General features: G+C 49.8%; 20 protein-coding genes and 1 riboswitch. Of the genes, 11 read left to right on the forward strand and 9 right to left on the reverse strand.

The window, feature by feature from the left end; all coding sequences use genetic code 11:
* Position 1: 1 nt before the first annotated feature.
* Both BDT_RS12215 and BDT_RS12220 read right to left on the reverse strand, forming a co-directional pair.
* Positions 2-670 carry a hypothetical protein gene (locus tag BDT_RS12215; RefSeq protein WP_015091555.1) on the reverse strand — a complete coding sequence of 223 codons (669 nt, stop codon included), beginning with the start codon at positions 668-670 and terminating at the stop codon, positions 2-4.
* Positions 671-769: 99 nt separating this feature from the next.
* Positions 770-1,048 carry a helix-turn-helix domain-containing protein gene (locus tag BDT_RS12220; RefSeq protein ID WP_011164902.1) on the reverse strand — a complete coding sequence of 93 codons (279 nt, stop codon included), beginning with the start codon at positions 1,046-1,048 and terminating at the stop codon, positions 770-772.
* A gap of 219 nt (positions 1,049-1,267) precedes the next feature.
* Here BDT_RS12220 and BDT_RS12225 point away from each other — a divergent pair, with 219 nt between their 5' ends.
* The 5 genes from BDT_RS12225 to BDT_RS12245 all read left to right on the forward strand — a co-directional run bounded on the left by BDT_RS12225 (position 1,268) and on the right by BDT_RS12245 (position 7,542).
* The gene (locus BDT_RS12225) at positions 1,268-2,041 is read left to right on the forward strand and encodes an acyl-[acyl-carrier-protein] thioesterase (protein WP_080602400.1); all 774 of its coding nucleotides are present in this window, start codon (positions 1,268-1,270) and stop codon (positions 2,039-2,041) included.
* Positions 2,038-2,571, forward strand: coding sequence for a DOMON-like domain-containing protein (locus BDT_RS12230; protein ID WP_015091558.1), 534 nt, complete (start codon positions 2,038-2,040; stop codon positions 2,569-2,571). The genes BDT_RS12225 and BDT_RS12230 overlap by 4 nt, the downstream gene beginning before the upstream one ends.
* Positions 2,572-2,666: 95 nt before the next feature.
* Positions 2,667-4,175, forward strand: coding sequence for an MmgE/PrpD family protein (locus BDT_RS12235; protein WP_015091559.1), 1,509 nt, complete (start codon positions 2,667-2,669; stop codon positions 4,173-4,175).
* 485 nt (positions 4,176-4,660) lie between these two features.
* On the forward strand, positions 4,661-5,560 hold the full coding sequence (gene prpB, locus BDT_RS12240) for a methylisocitrate lyase (RefSeq protein ID WP_015091560.1): 900 nt from the start codon (positions 4,661-4,663) through the stop codon (positions 5,558-5,560).
* Between the two features lie 167 nt (positions 5,561-5,727).
* Positions 5,728-7,542: a methyl-accepting chemotaxis protein gene (locus BDT_RS12245; RefSeq protein WP_015091561.1), complete on the forward strand. Its 1,815-nt coding sequence runs from the start codon at positions 5,728-5,730 to the stop codon at positions 7,540-7,542.
* 11 nt (positions 7,543-7,553) lie between these two features.
* Here the strand turns inward: BDT_RS12245 and BDT_RS12250 are convergent, their stop codons facing one another.
* Both BDT_RS12250 and sugE read right to left on the reverse strand, forming a co-directional pair.
* Positions 7,554-9,359 (reverse strand): methyl-accepting chemotaxis protein, encoded by a 1,806-nt coding sequence (locus BDT_RS12250; RefSeq protein ID WP_015091562.1) that lies wholly within the window; start codon positions 9,357-9,359, stop codon positions 7,554-7,556.
* A 132-nt stretch (positions 9,360-9,491) separates the two neighbouring features.
* Positions 9,492-9,827: a quaternary ammonium compound efflux SMR transporter SugE gene (gene sugE / locus BDT_RS12255; RefSeq protein ID WP_041577774.1), complete on the reverse strand. Its 336-nt coding sequence runs from the start codon at positions 9,825-9,827 to the stop codon at positions 9,492-9,494.
* A gap of 23 nt (positions 9,828-9,850) precedes the next feature.
* A riboswitch (guanidine-III (ykkC-III) riboswitch) is annotated at positions 9,851-9,920 on the reverse strand.
* 92 nt (positions 9,921-10,012) lie between these two features.
* On the opposite strand from sugE, the gene BDT_RS12260 reads away from it, so the two are divergent.
* The 3 genes from BDT_RS12260 to BDT_RS12270 all read left to right on the forward strand — a co-directional run bounded on the left by BDT_RS12260 (position 10,013) and on the right by BDT_RS12270 (position 14,110).
* Entirely contained in the window at positions 10,013-11,032 is a 1,020-nt protein-coding gene (locus tag BDT_RS12260) for a lipoate--protein ligase (protein WP_015091564.1), read from the forward strand.
* A gap of 219 nt (positions 11,033-11,251) precedes the next feature.
* Positions 11,252-12,382 (forward strand): metallophosphoesterase family protein, encoded by a 1,131-nt coding sequence (locus tag BDT_RS12265; protein ID WP_015091565.1) that lies wholly within the window; start codon positions 11,252-11,254, stop codon positions 12,380-12,382.
* 78 nt (positions 12,383-12,460) lie between these two features.
* Positions 12,461-14,110: a hypothetical protein gene (locus BDT_RS12270; RefSeq protein WP_015091566.1), complete on the forward strand. Its 1,650-nt coding sequence runs from the start codon at positions 12,461-12,463 to the stop codon at positions 14,108-14,110.
* On the opposite strand, the gene BDT_RS12275 is transcribed toward BDT_RS12270, so the two are convergent.
* Positions 14,107-14,475, reverse strand: a complete 369-nt coding sequence (locus tag BDT_RS12275; RefSeq protein ID WP_041577776.1) for a DUF1304 domain-containing protein — start codon at positions 14,473-14,475, stop codon at positions 14,107-14,109. The genes BDT_RS12270 and BDT_RS12275 overlap by 4 nt on opposite strands.
* Before the next feature lie 186 nt (positions 14,476-14,661).
* On the opposite strand from BDT_RS12275, the gene BDT_RS12280 reads away from it, so the two are divergent.
* Complete coding sequence (locus BDT_RS12280) at positions 14,662-15,828, forward strand: bifunctional 2-methylcitrate synthase/citrate synthase (RefSeq protein ID WP_015091568.1); 1,167 nt, start codon at positions 14,662-14,664, stop codon at positions 15,826-15,828.
* Between the two features lie 196 nt (positions 15,829-16,024).
* On the opposite strand, the gene BDT_RS12290 is transcribed toward BDT_RS12280, so the two are convergent.
* Complete coding sequence (locus tag BDT_RS12290) at positions 16,025-16,597, reverse strand: hypothetical protein (protein ID WP_015091569.1); 573 nt, start codon at positions 16,595-16,597, stop codon at positions 16,025-16,027.
* 120 nt (positions 16,598-16,717) lie between these two features.
* Between BDT_RS12290 and BDT_RS12295 the strand changes: the two genes are divergently transcribed.
* On the forward strand, positions 16,718-17,800 hold the full coding sequence (locus BDT_RS12295) for an alkaline phosphatase D family protein (protein WP_015091570.1): 1,083 nt from the start codon (positions 16,718-16,720) through the stop codon (positions 17,798-17,800).
* Here the strand turns inward: BDT_RS12295 and BDT_RS12300 are convergent, their stop codons facing one another.
* The 3 genes from BDT_RS12300 to BDT_RS12310 all read right to left on the reverse strand — a co-directional run bounded on the left by BDT_RS12300 (position 17,801) and on the right by BDT_RS12310 (position 19,907).
* Positions 17,801-18,385, reverse strand: coding sequence for an alpha/beta hydrolase (locus BDT_RS12300; protein WP_015091571.1), 585 nt, complete (start codon positions 18,383-18,385; stop codon positions 17,801-17,803). It lies immediately after the preceding gene.
* A 103-nt stretch (positions 18,386-18,488) separates the two neighbouring features.
* Complete coding sequence (locus tag BDT_RS12305; protein WP_015091572.1) at positions 18,489-18,878, reverse strand: group III truncated hemoglobin; 390 nt, start codon at positions 18,876-18,878, stop codon at positions 18,489-18,491.
* A gap of 69 nt (positions 18,879-18,947) precedes the next feature.
* Positions 18,948-19,907 (reverse strand): hydrogen peroxide-inducible genes activator, encoded by a 960-nt coding sequence (locus BDT_RS12310; protein WP_015091573.1) that lies wholly within the window; start codon positions 19,905-19,907, stop codon positions 18,948-18,950.
* Between the two features lie 199 nt (positions 19,908-20,106).
* On the opposite strand from BDT_RS12310, the gene ahpC reads away from it, so the two are divergent.
* Positions 20,107-20,673: an alkyl hydroperoxide reductase subunit C gene (gene ahpC, locus BDT_RS12315; protein WP_015091574.1), complete on the forward strand. Its 567-nt coding sequence runs from the start codon at positions 20,107-20,109 to the stop codon at positions 20,671-20,673.
* The last annotated feature ends 164 nt before the right edge of the window (positions 20,674-20,837 follow it).

Raw genomic sequence — 20,837 nt, forward strand, 5'->3', positions numbered from 1 at the left:
ATTAAATTGTGAAATCAGCCAGATCCCAGACACAGTCTTCGATGGCGATCAGTCCTTCGACTTTGCCATCTTTGATCAAAGGCTCAAGATACAGACGAGTCATATACATCTGCAGTCGTTCCAGCGACACCCGCTCTTGAATCTTATGAACTTCCGTGATGATCACCGGCTGATTCAGTCGACCCGACAAAACGTAGTTGGCTTGTTCCAGAATACGCAGGGTCACTTCTTCAGCGCGGGAATACAGATGAGGCCAGCTGCGACAGAAGATGTCTTCGATCGTGTAGCTGCAGAATTCAAAGAAGTTGAATGAGCGGAAGAACTGCGTGTGCTTGTGGGAATAGAATTCGACAATGCGACCGTCCAGATTCACCAACTGCTCAAGGCCCTCATCGCTGATTTTGTATCCGTAATAGTCCAACGCCGTTTTCACCAGGAACGCCATGTCCTTGATCCGGCGACCCTGACGGTGCACGGAACGGCAGACTTCCAGGTATTGATTCATCAGATCCGTGGACTGAGCCTGCTCTTCTTCGCTGAGCTGTTGAAAGTACGGCAGGGTTTCTTGGGAGTAAGGACGAACGGACCACCCCTCCAGCTCAAGCATGGAGGCCAACTCTTCACAGAGAAGTTTGAATTTTTGCAGATGCCCTTGGGTTGCTACACTCATGCCGCGCCGCTCTCGAAACAAAATCGTATTTATATCTCTTAAACAAAAAGAGCCCCCAAAGGAGCTCTTCGATAATCAAGTTTCTAAAAACTTGGTAGCTTAGCGAGCTTTGCTGCTAGCGAACTTACGGCGAAGATCCTGAGTCACCTCATGGATAGTCGCATTCAAGGTCACTTCGAAAAGATCGTCAGCTGAAACTTTGTAAAGCTCGCCCAATCTTTTTAGTGCGTTGATTGGAGGATGAGATACACCACGCTCCCAGTTAGAAATAAACTGTGGAGTGGAGTAACCCAATTTATCCGCAACGTCTCTCTGAGAAAGACCTGCCGATACACGTTTTTGCTTCAAAAAATCAGCTAACATATTTTTTTGTCTCATGTGATTTCCACCTAACGATGAATTTATTTATACACATCATGACGAGTGTGACAAGCCCTTTGCATTCAAAAAGCTTTCAAAATATCCTCATCCAGATAAATACATTATAGCTTATTTGATCTAAATTACTTCCTGTTTTTTTGCAATTTCTAATCTTTTTCGTGTTTGAGATGTGAGCCATTTCTTGTTTTGTAGCAGAAAAGATTGAAGGATATGAGCATGGTAAACATTAGCAACAACCCTTGGGTTGAGAATTTCCACATTACAAGTCTGTTGGTAAATCCCTTAGGACGCTTGGGATTGTACGGATTGTTGAACCTGCTGCAGGAAACTGCATGGATCCATGCCGAGAAAATGGGTTTTGGCATGCAGGATATGGAACAACAAGGACTGTTCTGGGTTCTGACCCGCCAAAGCCTGCAAATGAAGACCTGGCCCCGTTTTGGGGAAAACATCCAAATTCAGACCTGGTTGCGCGCTCCGGAAGGTGCTTTCGTGGCTCGGGAGTTTGCAATTCTCACCCAGTCGGGGGACGAAATCGGACTGTGTTCCACAAGTTGGCTGGCTCTGGATCGCCACAGTAAAAAGATTCTGCCGGCGGAAAACCTGCGCCCCTGGGATCAGATTGCCCATGCCCGTTCCACAGGCATCAATCCGGAAAAAATCCCGGTGACCGGCACTTACGAAAAAATCGCCAAGTACCGGGTGCGCAATTCAGATCTGGATATCAACCAGCATGTGAACAACACCAAATATGCGCAGTGGATTCTGGATGCCATTCCTTATGACCTGCATAAAAGCCTGAAGCTAAACACCTACTCCGTCAACTTCCTGGCGGAAACTCATCTGGGTGATGAAGTTGAAGTTCACCGCAACTGCTCAAGCCCCGATGTGCAACTGGCAAATCAGGGCGAAAGCGCCTACAAAGGCCTGCGTGTGGGGGATGAAAAGGTCCTCTTTACTGCCGTTCTGGGTTGGGAGAAACGCACGTGAAATCTTTGACTGCTTTTACCAAAACACCGCTGACCAACACCCTGCAGGTTCAAGGCGAAGTCACCCCGCTTTCCGACAGCCGCCTGCTGGTGGAGTTTAAAATCACCGGTTCGACCGACGCCATCAAATGGCCCGAGTCCTCCAGTTCCGAGCGCCGTGAAGACGGACTTTGGAAGCACACCTGCCTGGAAGTGTTTTTGGGAAATGGTGCGACACCGGAATCACCGTATCTGGAGATCAACTGCGCCCCGAACGGCCACTGGAATGCTTATTCCTTTAGCAAATACCGCGAAGGCATGGCTCCGGCCACCGACACCCGCGTTCGCCTGCAACCGCGAAACTCCGAAGACGCCGAGGCGCGTTTTCAGATTGAAATCGACAGCCGCAAGCCTTTGGATTTCACCTGCCTGGGCCTGACGGCGGTAATCGAATTCGTCGATGGCACCTTGAGCTATTGGTCCCTGTTCCACCCGGGACCGCAAGCCGACTTCCATAATAAAGCCGGGTGGACCGCTCTTTCGACGCATTGAGCGAACCGCCCATTCCCCGTGGTCATTCTTGACCCTTTCTGGAGCCCAAGATAGCTTGGGCTGTTTCATTTTCTTAATCCAGAAAGGACCCATTCATGAAGAAACATACAGTTCGTGTGTACCCCTCTAAAGAGAAGTTGGATCGCAAAGACCAACTGGCTTGGAAAATTGCTGAAATCGCAACTGACAACGCCCCTATCAAAGCTGACGTCACTGACATGGTTATCAACCGTATCATCGACAACGCTTCCGTAGCTATCGCAGCTGCCAACCGTCGTCCGGTGGCTTCTGCTCGTGCGATGGCGATTGCTCACCCGCGCAACGGCGGTGCGACTGTCTTCGGTATGCCGAATGATCAGAAATTTGACTGTGAATGGGCTACTTGGGCGAACGGCACTGCAGTTCGTGAGTTGGACTACCATGACACTTATCTTGCCGCAGATTATTCTCACCCGGCTGACAACATCCCTGCTATTTTGGCAGTGGCTCAGCAAATGGGTAAAAACGGTAAAGAGCTTCTTAAAGGTATCGTGACTGGTTACGAAGTTCACGTGGACCTGGTAAAAGCCATCTGCCTTCACATGCACAAAAAAGATCATATCGCTCACTTGTGCCCGGCAACGGCGGCAGGTATCGGTACTTTGTTGGCTTTGCCGACTGAGACTGTTTTCCAAGCGGTTCAACAAGCGGTTCACGTGTCCTTCACGACTCGTCAGTCCCGTAAAGGTGAAATCTCTTCCTGGAAAGCATACGCTCCGGCACACGCGGGTAAACTGGCTGTAGAAGCCGTGGACCGTGTTATGCGTGGCGAAGGCGCTCCATCTCCGATCTATGAAGGTGAAGACTCTGTTATCGCTTACATGCTTGATGGCAAAAACGGTAAATACGAAGTTCCACTTCCAGAAGTTGGCGAAGAAAAACGCGCTATCCTTGAGACTTACACTAAAGAGCACTCTGCAGAGTATCAGTCCCAGGCCCTGATCGACTTGGCTCGCAAAATGAAGCCGTTGGTTAAAAACTTCGACGATATCGAAAATATCGTGATCCACACTTCTCACCACACTCACTACGTGATTGGTACTGGTGCAAACGATCCACAAAAAATGGATCCAAATGCATCCCGTGAGACTCTGGATCACTCTATCATGTACATCTTCGCGGTGGCGTTGCAGGACGGCACTTGGCACCACGTTAACTCTTACGCTCCAGAGCGTGCGAAGCGTGCTGACACTGTGGCTTTGTGGCACAAAATCTCCACTATCGAAGACAAACAATGGACTGCTTGGTACCACGAGACAGATCCAGACAAAAAACGCTTCGGTGGCCGCGTAGAAATCACAATGAAAGACGGTTCGAAAATCGTTGATGAGCTTGGCGTAGCTGATGCTCACCCAGCGGGCGCTCGTCCATTCAAACGTGCTGACTACATCCGCAAGTTCGACATTCTGACTGAAGGTATCATCACCAAAGCAGAACGCGATCGTTTCATCGGCTTGGTTGAAAATCTGGAAAACCTGACTGCAGAACAAGTTCAGCAGTTGAACGTTCAGATCCCAATCGAAAAGCTTGTGAACAACAAGAGAGACACTAAAGGTATCTTCTAGTCGTCGCGGGAACGCATGGAGGGCGAAGCGCAGGGCCGGACCTTTACGGGACACGGCCTCGTGCCTCGCTGCTCCAGCCTCCGCTTCGCTCCGGCGGGGGCCATCCAGGCCCCGCAGAGGTCCCTTCAAGGTCCAACCCTGCACTTCACCCTCCACGCTTTTTGCTGTTCAAGAAGATCCCTTCAGCGCATATCTTGAGGTTAACTTGGAATCGCGTGTGATAGTATTAACAGCTGAACCGGCGCTGCCGGACATTGAGAGCCAAGCAAGAAACGTCGTGCTTGGCTTTGAATGAAGAAAACATAAATTAAAGACAAACGACCCAGGGGCTGCCTTGGGACAGGGGAAGGGCTGCTTGAGCCGTTCGCCGAGTTCCGCAGCAGCTCATCCCAAAGGGATGGCGTCCGCGAGGACTGTCCGAAGGCGAAAGGTTCAAGCAGCCCTTCCCCTGTCCCTAGGTGGTCGCTAGGAAAGAAGAGGCTTGTATGTTGTTTCCTGAAATTACTCCTGCGCAGAAACGTAAGAACTTTAGAGATGCTTTGAAGTCTGGCAAGCTTTTGCAGATGCCGGGGTCTTGGTCTCCGCTGGTTTCTATGGCGATTGAAAAAGCGGGATTTGATGGGGTTTATATTTCTGGGTCTGTGCTTTCTAATGATCTGGGTTACCCGGACATCGGTTTGACTTCTTTGACTGAAGTGGCTCAGCGTGGTCGTCAGATTGCCCGTACGACAAGCCTTCCGACTATTATCGATATCGACACTGGTTTTGGTGAACCGATGTCTGCAACTCGCACGGTTCAGGAAATGATCGAGATGGGTCTGGCGGGTTGCCATATCGAAGATCAGGTCAATCCGAAACGTTGTGGTCACCTTGACGGCAAATCCCTTGTGACTCGCGATGAGGCTTCCCGTAAAGTGGCGGCGGCGGCTCGTGGTAAAAAGCTGGATGAAAACTTCCTTTTGATCGCGCGCACTGATGCCCGTGCTTCTGAAGGTTTGGATGCAGCGATTGACCGTGCAAAAGCTTATATCGATGCGGGTGCGGATTGTATCTTCACTGAGGCTTTGGAAAATGAAAAAGAATTTGAAACTTTCCGTAAGGCTGTGAATGTTCCATTGCTTGCGAACATGACAGAATTCGGCAAAGGCCGCCTGTTCACTTACGAAGAGCTTTCCAACCTTGGTTACAACATCGTGATCTATCCAGTAACGACATTCCGTCTGGCGATGGGCGCGACAGTGGCGGGCTTGAACGAAATCAAAGCCAAAGGCACTCAGGAAGGCTTGCTGGATAAAATGCAGACTCGCAAAGACTTGTACGCGCTATCTCGTTATGACGAGTACAACTCTTTCGACACCAGCATCTTCAACTTCACTCTGAAGTAATAAAAAAGGGAGGCTCCGAGCCTCCCTTTCTTTTTCTGTAACAAACTTGCCTTAAGACTGAATGTCGCGGACATTTTCCGAGGCAAATTCAAACCCGGAATTTCGACCAGAGTCTTAATTGTTTTTTACCCGAAGTCAGACTGAAAAAACTCTTCTACCATAGTCCAATGAGCAAAGAGTTTTCGCTTCAAACCAAGATCGCACTTCCCATTCTGACAATCACTTTTCTGGCCCTGGGACTTCTGACCTACTTTTCCGCCTCGACAAGTTTTCAAACGGCAAAGGCCGATGCCGAATTCAAAGTATCAAAATCTGCTGAAGCCTTCGCCAATGCTTTCAAAGCCGAGCTCGACGCCAGCCTGATGGTGGCCCAGCAGATTGAAGCCTATCTGGGAACACTCAGACATCAAAGTCACAAACCGCGCGCTGACGTAAATGCCGTTCTGAAATCGATGTTAATCCAAGCCCCTTCGGTCTTCGGAGTCTGGGCCACTTTTGAACCTGATGCCTTTGACGGCAAGGACGCCCAATACCTTGGACAACCCGGATACGAAAAAATCGGAGGTTTTGGTCCCTACTGGAACCGTTCAGGCGAAAACGGCGCACTGACCTGGGAAAATGACATCAACTATGACGGTGAATTCTACGTTGCCCCGAAAAAAGCCGGGCGTCGTATTCTGACCGAGCCCTACTATGACGAGGTCAACGGAAAGAATCTTCTGATGACGTCGGCTGCGGCTCCGCTTTTTGAAAACAATCTGATGAAAGGTGTTGTCGGTGTGGATTTGCTGCTGGCGCAGCTGGAAAAACAAATTGCTGCCGTCAAACCCTATGACACTTCGGTCGGTTATCTGATCTCGGATCACTTTAACTATGTCACCAATCCCGTGCCGGATTTGGTGGGAAAACCCGTCAACCTGCCCTTTGCAAACGAGGAATTTAAAAAAGCCCTGCAGGCCGGAAGCCTGCTTTTAAAATTCGGCACCGACCCACAAACCCAGCAGGAAATTTTAAACATCCTCGTTCCCGTCTCCATTCCTTATTCAAACACTCACTGGGGTGTTCTTATCTCAACACCGGTGAAAACCGTTCTGGCCAGTGCCTATTCCCTGCTGTGGAATCAGCTGATTGTCTTTGCCATCTGCCTTCTTGTCATGGGGGCTGCGGTGTATATTATTTCCCGCCGTATTTCCCGCCGCTTCACGGGCTTAACACAAAGTCTGGAGCAATCTGAAAACGTTCTGACATCGGCAATTGATCAGCTCAGTCGCGCGGGACAGAATCTGGCCCAATCCGCCACTGAATCAGCCGCTTCCATCGAAGAAACCGTGGCCAGCCTGGAAGAAATGACATCCATGGTGCAAATGAATGCCGGCAACGCCAAAGAGGCTGCCCGTTTGTCGTCAGACTCCAATCAAAGTGCAGAACGCGGCAACACCGAAATGGGATCTTTGGTGGGTGCCATGACGGAAATCTCTGATTCATCCAGGAAAATTGCCGAAATCAACAGTGTCATTGACGACCTGGCTTTCCAGACCAATTTGCTGGCGCTGAATGCATCCGTGGAAGCCGCCCGTGCCGGTGAACATGGCAAGGGCTTCGCTGTTGTCGCAGAAGCCGTCAGAACTCTGGCGCAGAAATCAGCATCCGCAGCCAAGGACATCAATGTGCTGATCAATGACTCCATCGAAAAAGTCCAGCGCGGCAGCCAGAAAGCGGAAAGCTCCAATTCAAACTTGAAAGAAATTGTCGAATCCGTTCGCAAGGTCAGTCACCTGAACGGGGAAATCTCTTCTGCCAGCAACGAGCAATCCACGGGCATTCAGCAGATCAGCAAAGCGATGAATTCTCTGGATCAGTCGATCCAGACAAACGCCGCTTCCGCTGAAGAAATTTCAGCCACAGTTCAGGAAATCCTGAACCAGGCTCTGGTGATGAAAAAAGTTGTTACGGAGATGAACTCTGTGGTTCACGGGAACTGACGCCGAATATTTTAAGCGGCGCTTAGTACTTTCACAGTCGAATTCATGACTGCGGATTTTTCACTGATATGCGCGGCCGTGTTCACGATCTCGCCGGCTTCAGCGGCATTGCCTTGAATGACCTGATCCAGCTGGTTTATTGCCACATTGATTTGTTCAATCCCCGCCGACTGCTGTTGGCTGGCGCTGGCGATTTCAGAATTCAGCGTCGCCACTTTTTCAATACTTGAAGACATTTGCTTTAATACATCACCATTGGCACGAACCAGCACGGTCCCCTGCTTAACCTGCACCACACTGGTGGAAATCAGCTGGGTGATGTCTTTGGCGGCCACCGCAGATCTTTGCGCCAGGGAACGCACGGCTTCCGCCACAACCGCAAAACCCTTGCCATGCTCGCCTGCGCGGGCGGCCTCTACCGAAGCGTTTAAGGCCAGCAGATTCGTCTGAAAGGCAATGTCGTCAATGATGGAAATGATCTCTTCAATTTTCTGGGAAGAGGATTCAATCTGGGTCATGGTCTGCACCAGCTCCAGGATCTTTTCTTCCCCGGTTTTAGCCAGACGTGCCGAATCTCCGGAAAGCATCGCTGCATTCTGGGCGTTGCCGGTGTTCAGACGAACCATGGAAGTGATCTCTTCCAAAGACGCCACGGTTTCCTCAATCGAAGCCGCCGCGCGAGTCGATGATTCCGCCAGCTGCCCGCCCGTGGAATTCAAATGCTGAATGTCCTCGGTGATCCCGGCAGAGGATTCACTCAAACCCTGGGACAATGTTGAAATCTTTTTCTCGGAACGTTTGGCGCCAAAGTACACCACGGACATCAGCATCATAAGCCCGACCAGGGAAAACCCCAGCTGCCTCCAAAGTGATGCATAGGCTGACGCCAGAATGGTTTTTTCCGGAGTGCGAATGACCAAGGTCCACTTCTGAGAAAGATCATAGATAGATACCGGCATCACCAGGAAAAACTCTTTGCCGCGTTCGGTATTGATATCAATGCCACCAACTTCATGTTTTTGCAGCAGGGCCTGCAAAGCGCTGTCGGCCCTGAACTCCTGCATCACTTCGTCCTGATTTGGCCCTGCGACCACCATCATTTTGTCAGAGACCAGGAACGACTGGGAATCCGCAAAGGGACGGATTTCTGCCACCAGCTCTTTGATTGTATCAAGACTGATATCAATACCCACCAGGCCCTTGGCGGTTCCATTTTGCACAACGGTATAAACTGCAGACGTCATCACCAGCTCTTTGCCATTGACGGTGTCTTTGTAAGGTTCCACCAGCATGCTTTGTTTGGTTTGCATCGGCTGGAAGTACCAATCCCCCAGATCCGGGGTTTCTTCGTTCAGCAAAGTTTTATAAATGATCTGATCACCCTGGCGCACCCACCACGGGTACACGCGTCCGGTCTTTTCATGGAATTCGGTATTGGCAAACTGCGCATCTTTACCGTCATAGGCATTGGGCTCCCACGCCGACCATGTGGCTAGATACTGGGAATCACTTTTTAGAACTTCACGCAGCAACTGATAGCTTTTCTTGCGATCCTGCTGGTGAGTTTCAGCTTCCATCGCCAGATGACGGCCCACAACTTCGGCCTGCGCAAAGGATTTATCCAGATATGATTTAATCTGCTGTGCATACTTGCGGCCCATCTCTTCAGACATCGTGTGCGCTGATTTCTTGGCGTCTTTGAACGAGTCTTGCACCGCCAAGAAGGCAATGCCCCCAAGCACCAGTGTGCCTACAAGGGCGATAGGCAAAGTTAACTGTTGAGTGAACGAAAGTTTTCTGAATCCACGGATGAACATACGACAACTCCAGCTTTTTCCGAACCTTGACAGATTCGGATTAAAAACTGGCAACAGAGAGAGGGCCATAGTCCAGATCCCCTCTCAAATTTGATGTTTTTTCAGAATACTCCCCCGTTGGAATGAGGGACTTTAGTGCCCGCCCGCTGTCGCTTTCAACCCAATGATGGAAACAAGCAACAACGCTAGGAAGAACAGGCGAGCTGGGGTCGCGGCCTCATTAAACAGGAAAATCCCCAGAATCGCTGCACCCAAAGCACCGATCCCCACCCACACGCCGTAAGCTGTACCGATGGGAAGCACTGTCGCTGCCCGCGCCAGCAAAAACATACTGCCCGCCAATGCAACCAAAGTGAGAACACTGGGTACGAGTTTTGTGAAACCTTCGGTGTATTTAAGGCCGATGGCCCAACCGACTTCAAGAAGACCTGCGATTGCCAAAATGATCCATGCTACTGTGTTAGACATACCAACACTCCTTTCGTTAGAAAAAAGCGTCGTCTTGTCCTTACCGGGTACGTCGCACATCGTCCGGGCACATCAGTCGCAGAACTGAGATACAAGGCCATTAAAGCCCATATTGCGCAAAAAGTAAAGGGTCGCGCGCCGCCTCGTTCTTGACCCCTTCCGCGGGGGCGATTAGGTTCAAACCCATGCAAAAGCTTAAAGTGTTTCTGTCAGACAGTTTGAATCCTCACCTTAACCTGGCCACGGAAGAATGGATCTTTCACAATCTGGATCCATCCCAGCAGGTGCTGTTTTTGTGGCGCAATGAAGAAACCGTGGTGATCGGGCGCAATCAGAACCCTTGGTCGGAATGCAACCTCGCCAAAATGAAAGATGAAAAAGTTCATCTGGCCCGTCGCACGACCGGTGGTGGTGCCGTCTTCCATGATTTGCAAAACACCAATTTCACATTCCTGTCGCCGAAAGAATCCTATAAGCGCGAAAACAATGTTCAGATCATCTTTGATGCTTTGAAAACTTTCGGCATTCAGGGCGAAGCTTCCGGGCGCAATGACCTGCTGATCCCATTCCCGGATGGACCCCGCAAATTCAGCGGCAGTGCTTACCGCGAAAAGAAAGACCGCGCTTTCCACCACGGCACTTTGTTGCTAAATACTGATCTGACCCGTCTGGGAAATTACCTGACACCCAATCCAAAAAAACTTCAGGCCAAAGGCAAAGAATCCGTCCGTGCCCGCGTGGCGAACCTGACGGAAGTATCCCCGGGGATCAACCACGATCAGATCGTGACGACATTGGTAAAGTCCTTTGAAAACTTCTATGCCGGTAAAGCCGAAGTGGAATCCCTGACCATGGACAGCCTGAAACTGATCCCGCAGCTGAAGGAACAGTATGACCTGCTCAGCTCTTGGAACTGGCTGTATGGCAACACTCTGGAATTCAGCCACAAGATGGATGAATATCTGTCCCTGGGTTTCTTTGATTTCCATTTCAAAGTGGAAGATGGTCAGATCAAGGATTTGAAAATCTATACCGACTGCCTGTACCCGCATGTGATTGAAGATTTGACGGAGGCTTTGCGTGGCAAAGCTTATCGTGGCGACGCTGTTCGCGAAGCACTTATGAGTGTTCGTGGCAAACACAGCGAATTGAATCTGGGCCTTTCCGAAGTGGAAGAATGGCTCTGCAAAAATATTGAAATCTAAACAAACAAAAAGAATGCAAAAGCCCCGGCAGCGCTCGGTTGCTGGGGTAACACGCCGTTCATCCCGTTTATTACAATCACTCTTGTTCTCTCTGTAAATTCACAAAAACTGTCTATAGCTCCAGCAGGAAAATGAACTTAGACCTGAGTCCATTTTACATACTCACATTCAGCATTAATTTGGCTTAATAAATCAGACCTTTGTTACGATACATACTGTATGAAAACAAAAGTCACCGCCTCAAAAAATATTCTTGCGGCCTTTTTGCTCGTTTCAACTCTCGCTGCGTGTGCCCCATCAACCTCTGACGTCCTAAGCACAGCCCTTCCGGGCACGGACACAGACAATTCCCAGTCGGTACCGGGGACGGACGAGCCGTCAACACCGACACCCCCCGAGCCTGACGATGAGATCAAAGACAGCGCCAAGTCGCTGAAGATCCATGCTTTCGCTGATATGAACATCGATACCAGCGGCACTTATGCCAGCGCCACGATCTCAATTGTGAAGTCCATGATCGCGCGTCAGCCGGCGGCCATTCTTGGTGTGGGTGATTACATCGACGGCGAAAAGAAAAGCCTTTCTGACAGCACCTATGTGAACATGTGGAATCAGTTTTCGAAAAAAGTTCTGTCGTTCATGCGCGACGCGAACATTCCGTTCCTGCCGACGCCGGGCAATCACGATGCCTATTATGCGCAGGAACGCCGCCTGTATGATTCGTTCTGGGGTAACAACAAACCCAACGTGGAATACGTCGATGACGACAACTTCCCGTTCTATTATTCCTTTATCAAAGAAGACGTGTTCTTTGTTTCTTTGGATGACGCCAACTATTCCAAACTTTCCAACCGCACTGCCCAACTGGCGTGGCTGAAGGAACAGCTGTCTTCTGCTCGCGCCAAAGGGGCCCGTGCTCGCGTGGTCTATGGCCATATTCCGCTGTACTCGATCGTCAGCAGCAAAGCCAACAGCTCGACGGTTTATGAAAACGGAGTTCTGGCGGGCGAACGCCGCACTGCTGGCAGCAACACCCTGGAAGCCATCTTACTAAGTCACAATGTGGACCTGGTGATCTTTGGTCATTCCCATGGATTCTATTCCGGCCACTACACTTATCCGGATGGTAAAAAATTACAGGTTGTTTCCATGCCGTGTGCAGGAAGCTCTCCACGATATTTGGTGGGCACCAGCACTCGCACTCCGCAGGGATATGTTGAACTTGTCTTTTCTGAAACGAATCAGCTGACAATTCGCTATTACAATTCATCTGGCACTCAGCAAAGCCTCAGCTCCCTGCCGGCGTCGCTCACGCTGGATTCCAAAAACGGCGTGAAGTACGTACGCTAAACAGGCTTGCAATAAAGTAACTTGGTTTTTATTTTCACCGGCCCTAGTCTCCGTGTTTCACAATACGGAGACTTTTCCATGCTTGCTGCATTTCTATCTTTCGCGCTGATCAGTTCAAATGCCTACAGCTTTCTGGATCCTCAATTTGATAAACACGCTGTAAAAACCTACAACATCGAAGTTTCGGGAAAAGCCATTCCGGAAAAATGCTACATCCTGCAAAGATTCCCGGGGTTGGAAAACAAAATCAACAAAGATGAAGACGCTCTTTGTGCGATGAATCTGTATGCCACCCGTGGCGACCATCCCAAGACACAGATGTACTATGCCTGCCCGAAGGTGAACAGTACCTCGGTGGCGGTGGAATACTACACCATCCCCAAAGGAATGACCGAGGCGCAGTTCCAAAAAACAATCTGCCCCCTGACCCGTTCCGCGAAAAAAGCCATGAAGGACAAAACCGGCTATCCGGATAAAGAGGCGAAATTCAAATTTGCCGCTCCTGGAGTTTCCGTCGGAAGCATTCTGGGCTATTCCCGCCTGACTCAACTTTTCAAATCTGTGGACGTTCCGCCAAGTGTTCTGCGCACGGTGGATCTGGATACGGTCCTAAATCATTCCCTGGCTGGCCGCTATCTGGGTTTGCAGATGGGTAACACCTATTTGAATCAATACTGGTACGATCAGATCGGCCACCTGGTTCGCGCCAAACATGGCAACGTGTCGCAACTGCCGGATGTCTATACCAAGCCTCCGTATGGCTTGGGCATCGTACCGGCCTCTTTCTATAAAGACGGCAAACGCCGAGGACTGTCTGCCAATGCCACCGCTTATTGGACAACACGCATCCTGACTGAAGACAAACGACAGGTTTTTGGCGTGCTGGCAGAAAATCCGGGTAACGAAGAATTGTATGCGGAAGCTTTCGGTTTAAAATCGGACAAGACGCGTATTGATCAGTTCCGCAACAGCAGCGTGTTCTGGCCTTTGCTGAAAGATCCCCGTCCCATCGCGCAGGTTCTGGGCGGCACGGAAATGGCCAAAGCCGGTCAGCGCATGCTGGGCATGCAGGATTCTTCCGACATGCTGGTAATGGACTTCCTGCTGGATCAGGCCGATCGCATCGGCAACATCCACTACAAGCGCCGTCAGTTCTTCAAAACCGCACAAGGGAAAGTGGATGATATCTCTGACAAAAAATACAAAGAACTTCTGGCGAAGCCTGCGAATACGTTGACCCCGGCCGAGCAGGAAGTCCTTAGCGCCATCAGACAAAGTGGAGTTTCTTTGAAAGTCATGCTTTTGAAGGACAACGACGGCGGCTTTGACATGAACACGGCGAAAAAATACGCCCTTATTGCCGATGTCAAAAAAACGTCTGCGACCTATGATTCCTGGAAGGACAACGCGGATCTGTTCCTGAATGCGACTATGGTGGTGCGCCACTTCAGTCCGAAAACTTATAAAGGTGTGATGCATCTTTATGGACAGGTCTTTGGAACACCGGAATCCCAAGTTGCGATGGAAACGTATTTCCGCAACTCCCTGCAGTTCACGGCGGCGGAATACAAGATCTTCAAAAACAATTTACTCAGCTTGTACCGCGCTCTTTACAAGAACTGCAAAAGCGGAAACCTGTTCCTGGATTTGGATATGAAGGATTACTTCTCAAATAATCCGAATCCGGTGCTGACGACAACACCGGGTGTGTGTGAAGGGCAATTCTAGATAAGGAACGGCCCCAAGGCGATGGCCGCTGGTACGATCTGCACCAGCGCTGCCCGCCACAACCGACGTGACGACAGAATCAGCACAAAACCCGCAGCAATGATGGACACCAAGCCGTAAATCACCAGTGTGGTGCCTGCGGCCTGGGTGACCTCCCCTGTTCGCAAATGCAAACCGAGCAAAATCGCCACCGCCAAAAACAAGTTATAAAAGCCCTGATTAAAGGCCATCAATTTGGTGGTCGCAGCTTCCGCTTCTGTGACGCCGAAAGTCTTATTGGTCCTTTTACGCCCCCAAAGCAGGCTTTCTAAAGCAAAAATGTACACATGAATAAGTGCCGGAACGAGAGCAAATGATATTTCCATACTTAAAGTGTGCTTAACCCCGGTGGACTTCGTCAATCCCGCCGCTGCGCAAAGTAGAGTCCCTGCACCAACTCTTGACCGGCTTCGGGCGCCGCGCTAGCTTTGGTCGTTAATCATTAGCAATATAACGCACCGATTCCTGAATACTTTAGGACGTCGCCTGCGCGGATTTCGCCGGAGGAAAAAATGGCTGAGTATATCAATCCAGATTATGTTCCAGAACCAGAGAAAATGAACGTTAAAAAGGGTCTTGATGGCGTTGTTATGGATACGTCTTCTGTATCCAAAGTAAACCCTCACACCAACTCTTTGATCTATCGCGGTTACCCGGTTCAAGACCTGGCTGAAAACTGCTCTTTCGAAGAAGTGGCTTTCTTGATGTACAATGGCGAGCTGCCAAATGCAGGTCAACTTGCTGAGTTCTCCAAAAAAGAACGCGCTTCCCGTGAAATCTCCACAACTTTGTTGAACGTGATCAAAGCACTTCCACAAAAATGTCATCCAATGGATTCCATCCGTACAGCGGTTTCCTTCCTGGGCGCTGAAGATGCACGTATCTGGGATGCTTCCCCTGCAACGAACATGGACAAAGCCATGATGTTGCTTGCGAAAATCCCGACAATGGTTGCAGCGGACTACCGCTTCAAAAAAGGTTTGGATTTCATTCCACCTAAATCTGATTTGTCCATCGCTGAAAACTTCTTCCACATGTGCTTCGGTAAAGTTCCACAAAAAGAAGTTGTTAAAGCTTTCGACGTTTCATTGATCCTTTACGCTGAACACAGCTTCAATGCTTCCACGTTCACTGCACGTGTTGTGACTTCCACTCAGTCTGACATCTACTCTGCAACTGTTGCAGGCATCGGTGCCCTGAAAGGTCCTTTGCACGGTGGCGCGAACGAAATGGTTATGCACATGATGAAAGAAATCGCTGATCCTGCAAAAGCAGAACAGTGGATGCTGGATGCTTTGGCTCAGAAGAAAAAAGTCATGGGCTTCGGTCACCGCGTTTACCGCTCTGGCGATTCCCGCGTTCCAACCATGAAAAAGTACGCTCAAGTTATGGCTGACGTGACTGGCGAACAAAAATGGATGCAGATGTACACGGCTTTGGAAAAAGTCATGGTAGACAAGAAAAAGATCTACCCGAACCTGGATTTCCCAGCGGGTCCTGCTTATTACATGATGGGCTTTGAGATCGACTTCTTCACACCGATCTTCGTAATGGCTCGTACCACTGGCTGGTCTGCACACATCATGGAGCAAACTGCTGACAACCGCATCATCCGTCCTCTTTCCGAGTACGTGGGTGCTGAACAGCGCAAAGTGACTCCAATCAGCGAGCGCAAATAGTTTTTAACCACAAGTTAAAACGAAAAAGGGAGCCTTCTGGCTCCCTTTTTTTTATTCCCAAGCATAACATAAAGGATGGTCAAAAAGGTCCTTATGCAAGGCGGAGGGGGTTCTCTGAAACGGAGGCGTGCTTCTAGCACGTCGGAGAGAAAGAGGTCCCCCGACAACGCAGTCAGAAGGGCCTTTTTCACCATCCTTAATTCAGAGCGATCATTTTGGAATCGTAGCGCATTCTTTCTTCATTATAGTCCGCCAGCGTTCGCTCGGCTTGGGCCGCGAAAGCCGGATCTTCACTGGAATGTTCCAGCGTTGTGCGGGTCGTATTCACGGACAGTACATAGTCACTTTTTCGAATCAGATTCTGGAAATCAAATTCATACAGTTTTTTGAACTGCCCGTGACTGGAGCGACGAAGCTTCATCAGCTCGGTCATGGCCTGCAGATGGCCCAGTACGCGTTGCGAGTATTCGTCCTTCACCATATCGAAATCGATATTCTTCTGCCAGCGCTGGAACGCACCCATCGAGGCAATCTGCAGATAGCGGCCGATTTGCAAATCAAGGCCTTCAGCGGATGTTTTGGCTTTATTCAAACCCAGCAGCAGCTTTTGTTTGGATGCCAATCCATGTACAGCGGCGCCCTTTGTCGGCTGTCTCACGGTGAGACTTTTGCGCTGAAGTGAAGCTAATGACAGTTCACCTGCCAGAAGGGTCAGCCCCACAAAGAAAATCGCCAGAGTTCTGCTGTAAAGTTTCATTTTATTCGTCATACCAAAGAATCAATACAAGGCCCGTGCCGTGTCTGAAATTGAGACAAAAGAAGGTTGCCAAAAACGCCGGGGTTTATTGAAATACCCCTGAACTGTTTCAAGGAGACTCAAGTGAAACGAATGCTGCTGCTGACCCCCGCTTTGACGCTGATTCTTTGCGCCTGCGCCCATACAAACAACGAAAAGAAAACTTCCCTCCATGGCACCGTGGTGCAGTCCTCCAGCAGCTATGTTTCCAACCTTCCTGCACGCGGGATTGATTATTCCGCCAAAATTGAACGTGTGGCTTTTGGTTCCTGCGCGAACCAGGATGAACCGCAGCCGATCTGGAAAACCATCGCTGCCACTCATCCGGATCTGTTCCTGTTCACAGGTGATAACATCTATGCCAGCTGGTCAGGACAGCAGCCCATCGCCGAACAGTACCGCAAGCTGGATCTGGTCCCGGAATACCGCGCGGTTCGCGAAAAGGTTCCATTCATGGCGACCTGGGATGATCACGATTTTGGCCAGCGCGACGGTGGTGTGGATTGGACCGGCAAAGATGCCGCCCGTCGTGATTTCATGAACTATTGGACCTACACCCGCAACAGCATGCCGCTGGAGCAAGGTGGCGTTTATCACAGCAAAATCATCGGACCGAAAAAACAAACGGTTCAGGTGATCATGCTCGATACTCGTTATTACCGCAGTCCACTGAAAGAACGCCCGGGTTTCGAAGGCAAAGCCATGAATTACATCCCCCAGGATGAGGGCACCATTCTGGGCCAACATCAGTGGGAATGGCTTGAAACCCAGTTGAAACGTCCCGCCGATGTGCGCTTTATCGTCAGCAGCATTCAGCTGATTGCCAACGATCCGCAATTTGAAAAATGGGGGAACTTCCCAAAAGAGCGTCAAAGATTCTTTGATCTGGTAAAATCCACGCGTGCCAAGAACGTGATTGTCATCAGCGGCGACCGTCATATTGCTTCCATCGCAAAAACAGACCTGAACGGTTACGGTCCGATTTACGATGTTACGGCAAGCTCCTTGAATCGCCCGAACAAATACCCGGATTCAGACACTCACTATGTGGGGGCGACCTATAATCAGGAAAACTTCGGCCTGGCCGAAATCGACTGGAAAAAGAAAACCGTCTCCCTGCAGATTCGTGACATGGACAGCAAGGTTGTGAACTCTGTCGAAATCAAATTGAAATAGCTATTTATCCGAAACACTCCAGTCTTGTCTGCCGGCGGATTCCTGCGAAGGGCCGCCGTTAAACAAGGTGCGAGCCCACAGGACAATTTCGTCCACTGCTGAATCCAGATGAGTTTCATCCACCACTTGCGTCGGAATATCCAGATGATCCACGGCCAGATTACGGCTGTCATCCATGGCACTTTCCACAACCACCAGTCCTTTTAGGCTGCAACCTTCCTGACAGACTTGCGCCAGATATTCGGCCCCGACACTGACGCCCACACCGATGATGCGTTCTTTATCGACACTCGCATGGCTTTCCAAAAAATCCAGCGCCGCGCGAATATCCTGCAGGCGTTTACTGGGTGACTCCCACGGCTGCGGAGCCTGTTCATCTTCACTGAAATAGTTGTGATCCATGATCAGGGTGATAAAACCCTCGGCGCTGACTTCTTTGGCCAGCTTTTCGGTCACCTGGGCGGTGGCCCCGGTCATAGAACCTTCAAACAGACAAGCCGCAAAAATTTCGGAAGAATCCTCAGGCAAAAACAGAGTTCCTTCCAGCATGCGACCTTGCGAAGTGAAATTGACAGTGAGCTTCATGGCGAACCTCCCGCTGTCTTTAAAAATAAATCGAGCTTGCGAAAGGCACACAGATATTCAGGCTAAATTGCCGTAAAACAGCAGACGAACCAGACGGAGGTCTTTACTCCAGACTGAGCAACTGCAAATTGATCATAAAATTACGCGCAATACGATAGGCGCGCTCTTTGGCTTCGTTGGCTTTCAGTCCCACGAAATGCTCATCAACGGTTTCAACAAAAAGTCGCAACCACTGCTCAAAGTGCCCGCGCTCCAGATTCAATTTCGTATGCGGAGGAAACGGACGGCCGCGATAGGTGTCTTCGCCTAACAGCAGATCACTCCAGAAATTATATAACTTCGGCAGATGCTCATCCCAGTCTACTTTCGCCACATCCGTAAAAATCGGGCCGATATAACCATCAGCGCGAACCTTCGCATAAAAGCTGTCCACCAGGAGCATGACATCCTCGCGGGTTTCCAGGGGTTTTCGTTCTTGTGTCGGTGTGCTCATATATTTGTTCCTGCAAAAATTCTTTTTAACACAATCTCCTCATGCGGAACATCCACCGAGGGGCTGTAGTTATGCAATCGGAAGAACATCCAGATCCTTGGGACGGATCTTGCGCAGTTCTTCCGGAATCGATTTTAAGATCGCTTCGCCCAAAGCCTCAATCAGTTCGTTTTTATAATGTTCGCGCCTGTACACCAGACCGATTTCGCGCGCCGGGATCGGGCGTTCAAAGGGCACCAGCTGACTGCGGTCGCCCAGATGCTCGGTCGCCAGATGCGGCAGCAGCGTATAGCCGCCATACAAGTCGACCAGATTTTTCAAAGTTTCCAGACTGCCGCTTTCAAATTTGTAGCGACGCCCCTGCCCTTTGCCTTTTCTTACCGAACAAATATCCAGCACTTGATTGCGCAGACAGTGGCCTTCCTCCAGCAGCCAGATGTCGTCCATCCCCAGGCTCTGGTATTTGATCTTTTTCATGTGCGCATATTCGTGATTCTTTTCACACAGAACATAGAAGGGTTCATAGTACAAAGGAAATTCAAACATCTTCGGCATCTGGGTCGGAGTCGCCAAAACACCGACGTCGATTTCATCCCCGTTTAAAGCCTCAAGAATCTGGTCCGTCTGCATCTCGCGGATATTCAGATCCACTTCCGGGAACATTTCTTCCACCACCGGCAAAAGTCGAGGCAAAAGGTATGGAGCCACCGTCGGAATGACACCAATAGACAAGCTTCCTTGTTTAGCGCCTTTTTGTTCATGCTGAATAATACTCTCAATTTTTCTGGACTCAAAAAGGACCGTCTGAATTTGGGATATCAGTTTTTTACCCATGTGTGTCAGTAAAATGGGTTTTTTGGAGCGGTCAAAGATCACGACGCCCAGATCCTCTTCCAGCTTCTGTATTTGCATGCTGAGCGTAGGCTGAGTAACGTGGCAGGCCTCTGCCGCCTTGGCAAAATGACCGTGCTTATGGACAGCCATGATGTATTCCAGCTGCGTCAAAGAAAAGTTCACTTTTGGGCTCATAAAAGGGCTCCTTGGGGTCCATTATGCCGCAATAGACAAAATCTATCAATGCATATTATTAATCGATTTCCCTAAAAACTGTTGATCACTTAATCTCAAAGACGAAAGATGTCCACTAACAACTAAACCTGCTGGTGGACCTGAATTTTTATTTAGGCCCTAAGGCCACAACCTAACCACTTTATTCGAAGGAGAATAAATGCAAACTATCATCAACACGAAAGTGCCAGATTTCAAAGTTCAAGCTTTCCACCACGGCGATTTCAAAACCGTGACTCAGAACGACCTTAAAGGCAAATGGTCCGTTTTCTTCTTCTACCCTGCGGATTTCACATTCGTATGCCCGACTGAGTTGGGTGACATGGCTGACAAATACGCTGAATTCCAAAAAATCGGCGTGGAAGTTTACGGCGTTTCCACTGACACTCACTTCACTCACAAAGCATGGCATGATGCTTCTGAGACAATCAAAAAAATCAAATACCCAATGTTGGCAGACCCTACCTTCCAATTGACTCGCGCATTCGGCGTGCACATTGAAGAAGAAGGTTTGGCTTACCGTGGTACTTTCCTGGTGAACCCGGAAGGTAAAATCGTATTGGCTGAAGTTCAGGACAACGGTATCGGCCGTAACGCTGATGAATTGTTCCGTAAAACTCAGGCAGCTCAATACATCGCTGCAAACCCAGGCGAAGTTTGCCCTGCGAAATGGACTCCAGGCAAATCCACTCTGAAACCAGGTCTTGATCTGGTTGGTAAAATCTAAATTTTAGATTTTCCAAACGCGAGTCCCCGCCTATGGCGGGGACAAGCCTACAACCGCGAAACAGAAATTAGCTGAAAGTTGTAAATGCAAGGCGGGAGAAGGAAGCCGTACTCCTGTACGGCGACGCCGACCAACGCCGCAGTTGCACCTTTCAGGTAATTTCC

Origin of the sequence: Bdellovibrio bacteriovorus str. Tiberius (assembly GCF_000317895.1) — a bacterium.
Taxonomy (GTDB): Bacteria; Bdellovibrionota; Bdellovibrionia; order Bdellovibrionales; family Bdellovibrionaceae; genus Bdellovibrio; species Bdellovibrio bacteriovorus_F.

What these genes read in the sequence shown, in the direction of transcription:
- BDT_RS12215 (WP_015091555.1), bottom strand. Translation starts at nt 670, where the DNA reads ATGAGTGTAGCAACCCAAGGGCATCTGCAAAAATTCAAACTTCTCTGT.
- BDT_RS12220 (WP_011164902.1), bottom strand. Translation starts at nt 1,048, where the DNA reads ATGAGACAAAAAAATATGTTAGCTGATTTTTTGAAGCAAAAACGTGTA.
- BDT_RS12225 (WP_080602400.1), top strand. Translation starts at nt 1,268, where the DNA reads ATGGTAAACATTAGCAACAACCCTTGGGTTGAGAATTTCCACATTACA.
- BDT_RS12235 (WP_015091559.1), top strand. Translation starts at nt 2,667, where the DNA reads ATGAAGAAACATACAGTTCGTGTGTACCCCTCTAAAGAGAAGTTGGAT.
- prpB (WP_015091560.1), top strand. Translation starts at nt 4,661, where the DNA reads ATGTTGTTTCCTGAAATTACTCCTGCGCAGAAACGTAAGAACTTTAGA.
- BDT_RS12245 (WP_015091561.1), top strand. Translation starts at nt 5,728, where the DNA reads ATGAGCAAAGAGTTTTCGCTTCAAACCAAGATCGCACTTCCCATTCTG.
- BDT_RS12250 (WP_015091562.1), bottom strand. Translation starts at nt 9,359, where the DNA reads ATGTTCATCCGTGGATTCAGAAAACTTTCGTTCACTCAACAGTTAACT.
- sugE (WP_041577774.1), bottom strand. Translation starts at nt 9,827, where the DNA reads ATGTCTAACACAGTAGCATGGATCATTTTGGCAATCGCAGGTCTTCTT.
- BDT_RS12260 (WP_015091564.1), top strand. Translation starts at nt 10,013, where the DNA reads ATGCAAAAGCTTAAAGTGTTTCTGTCAGACAGTTTGAATCCTCACCTT.
- BDT_RS12265 (WP_015091565.1), top strand. Translation starts at nt 11,252, where the DNA reads ATGAAAACAAAAGTCACCGCCTCAAAAAATATTCTTGCGGCCTTTTTG.
- BDT_RS12270 (WP_015091566.1), top strand. Translation starts at nt 12,461, where the DNA reads ATGCTTGCTGCATTTCTATCTTTCGCGCTGATCAGTTCAAATGCCTAC.
- BDT_RS12275 (WP_041577776.1), bottom strand. Translation starts at nt 14,475, where the DNA reads ATGGAAATATCATTTGCTCTCGTTCCGGCACTTATTCATGTGTACATT.
- BDT_RS12280 (WP_015091568.1), top strand. Translation starts at nt 14,662, where the DNA reads ATGGCTGAGTATATCAATCCAGATTATGTTCCAGAACCAGAGAAAATG.
- BDT_RS12290 (WP_015091569.1), bottom strand. Translation starts at nt 16,597, where the DNA reads ATGACGAATAAAATGAAACTTTACAGCAGAACTCTGGCGATTTTCTTT.
- BDT_RS12295 (WP_015091570.1), top strand. Translation starts at nt 16,718, where the DNA reads ATGCTGCTGCTGACCCCCGCTTTGACGCTGATTCTTTGCGCCTGCGCC.
- BDT_RS12300 (WP_015091571.1), bottom strand. Translation starts at nt 18,385, where the DNA reads ATGAAGCTCACTGTCAATTTCACTTCGCAAGGTCGCATGCTGGAAGGA.
- BDT_RS12305 (WP_015091572.1), bottom strand. Translation starts at nt 18,878, where the DNA reads ATGAGCACACCGACACAAGAACGAAAACCCCTGGAAACCCGCGAGGAT.
- BDT_RS12310 (WP_015091573.1), bottom strand. Translation starts at nt 19,907, where the DNA reads ATGAGCCCAAAAGTGAACTTTTCTTTGACGCAGCTGGAATACATCATG.
- ahpC (WP_015091574.1), top strand. Translation starts at nt 20,107, where the DNA reads ATGCAAACTATCATCAACACGAAAGTGCCAGATTTCAAAGTTCAAGCT.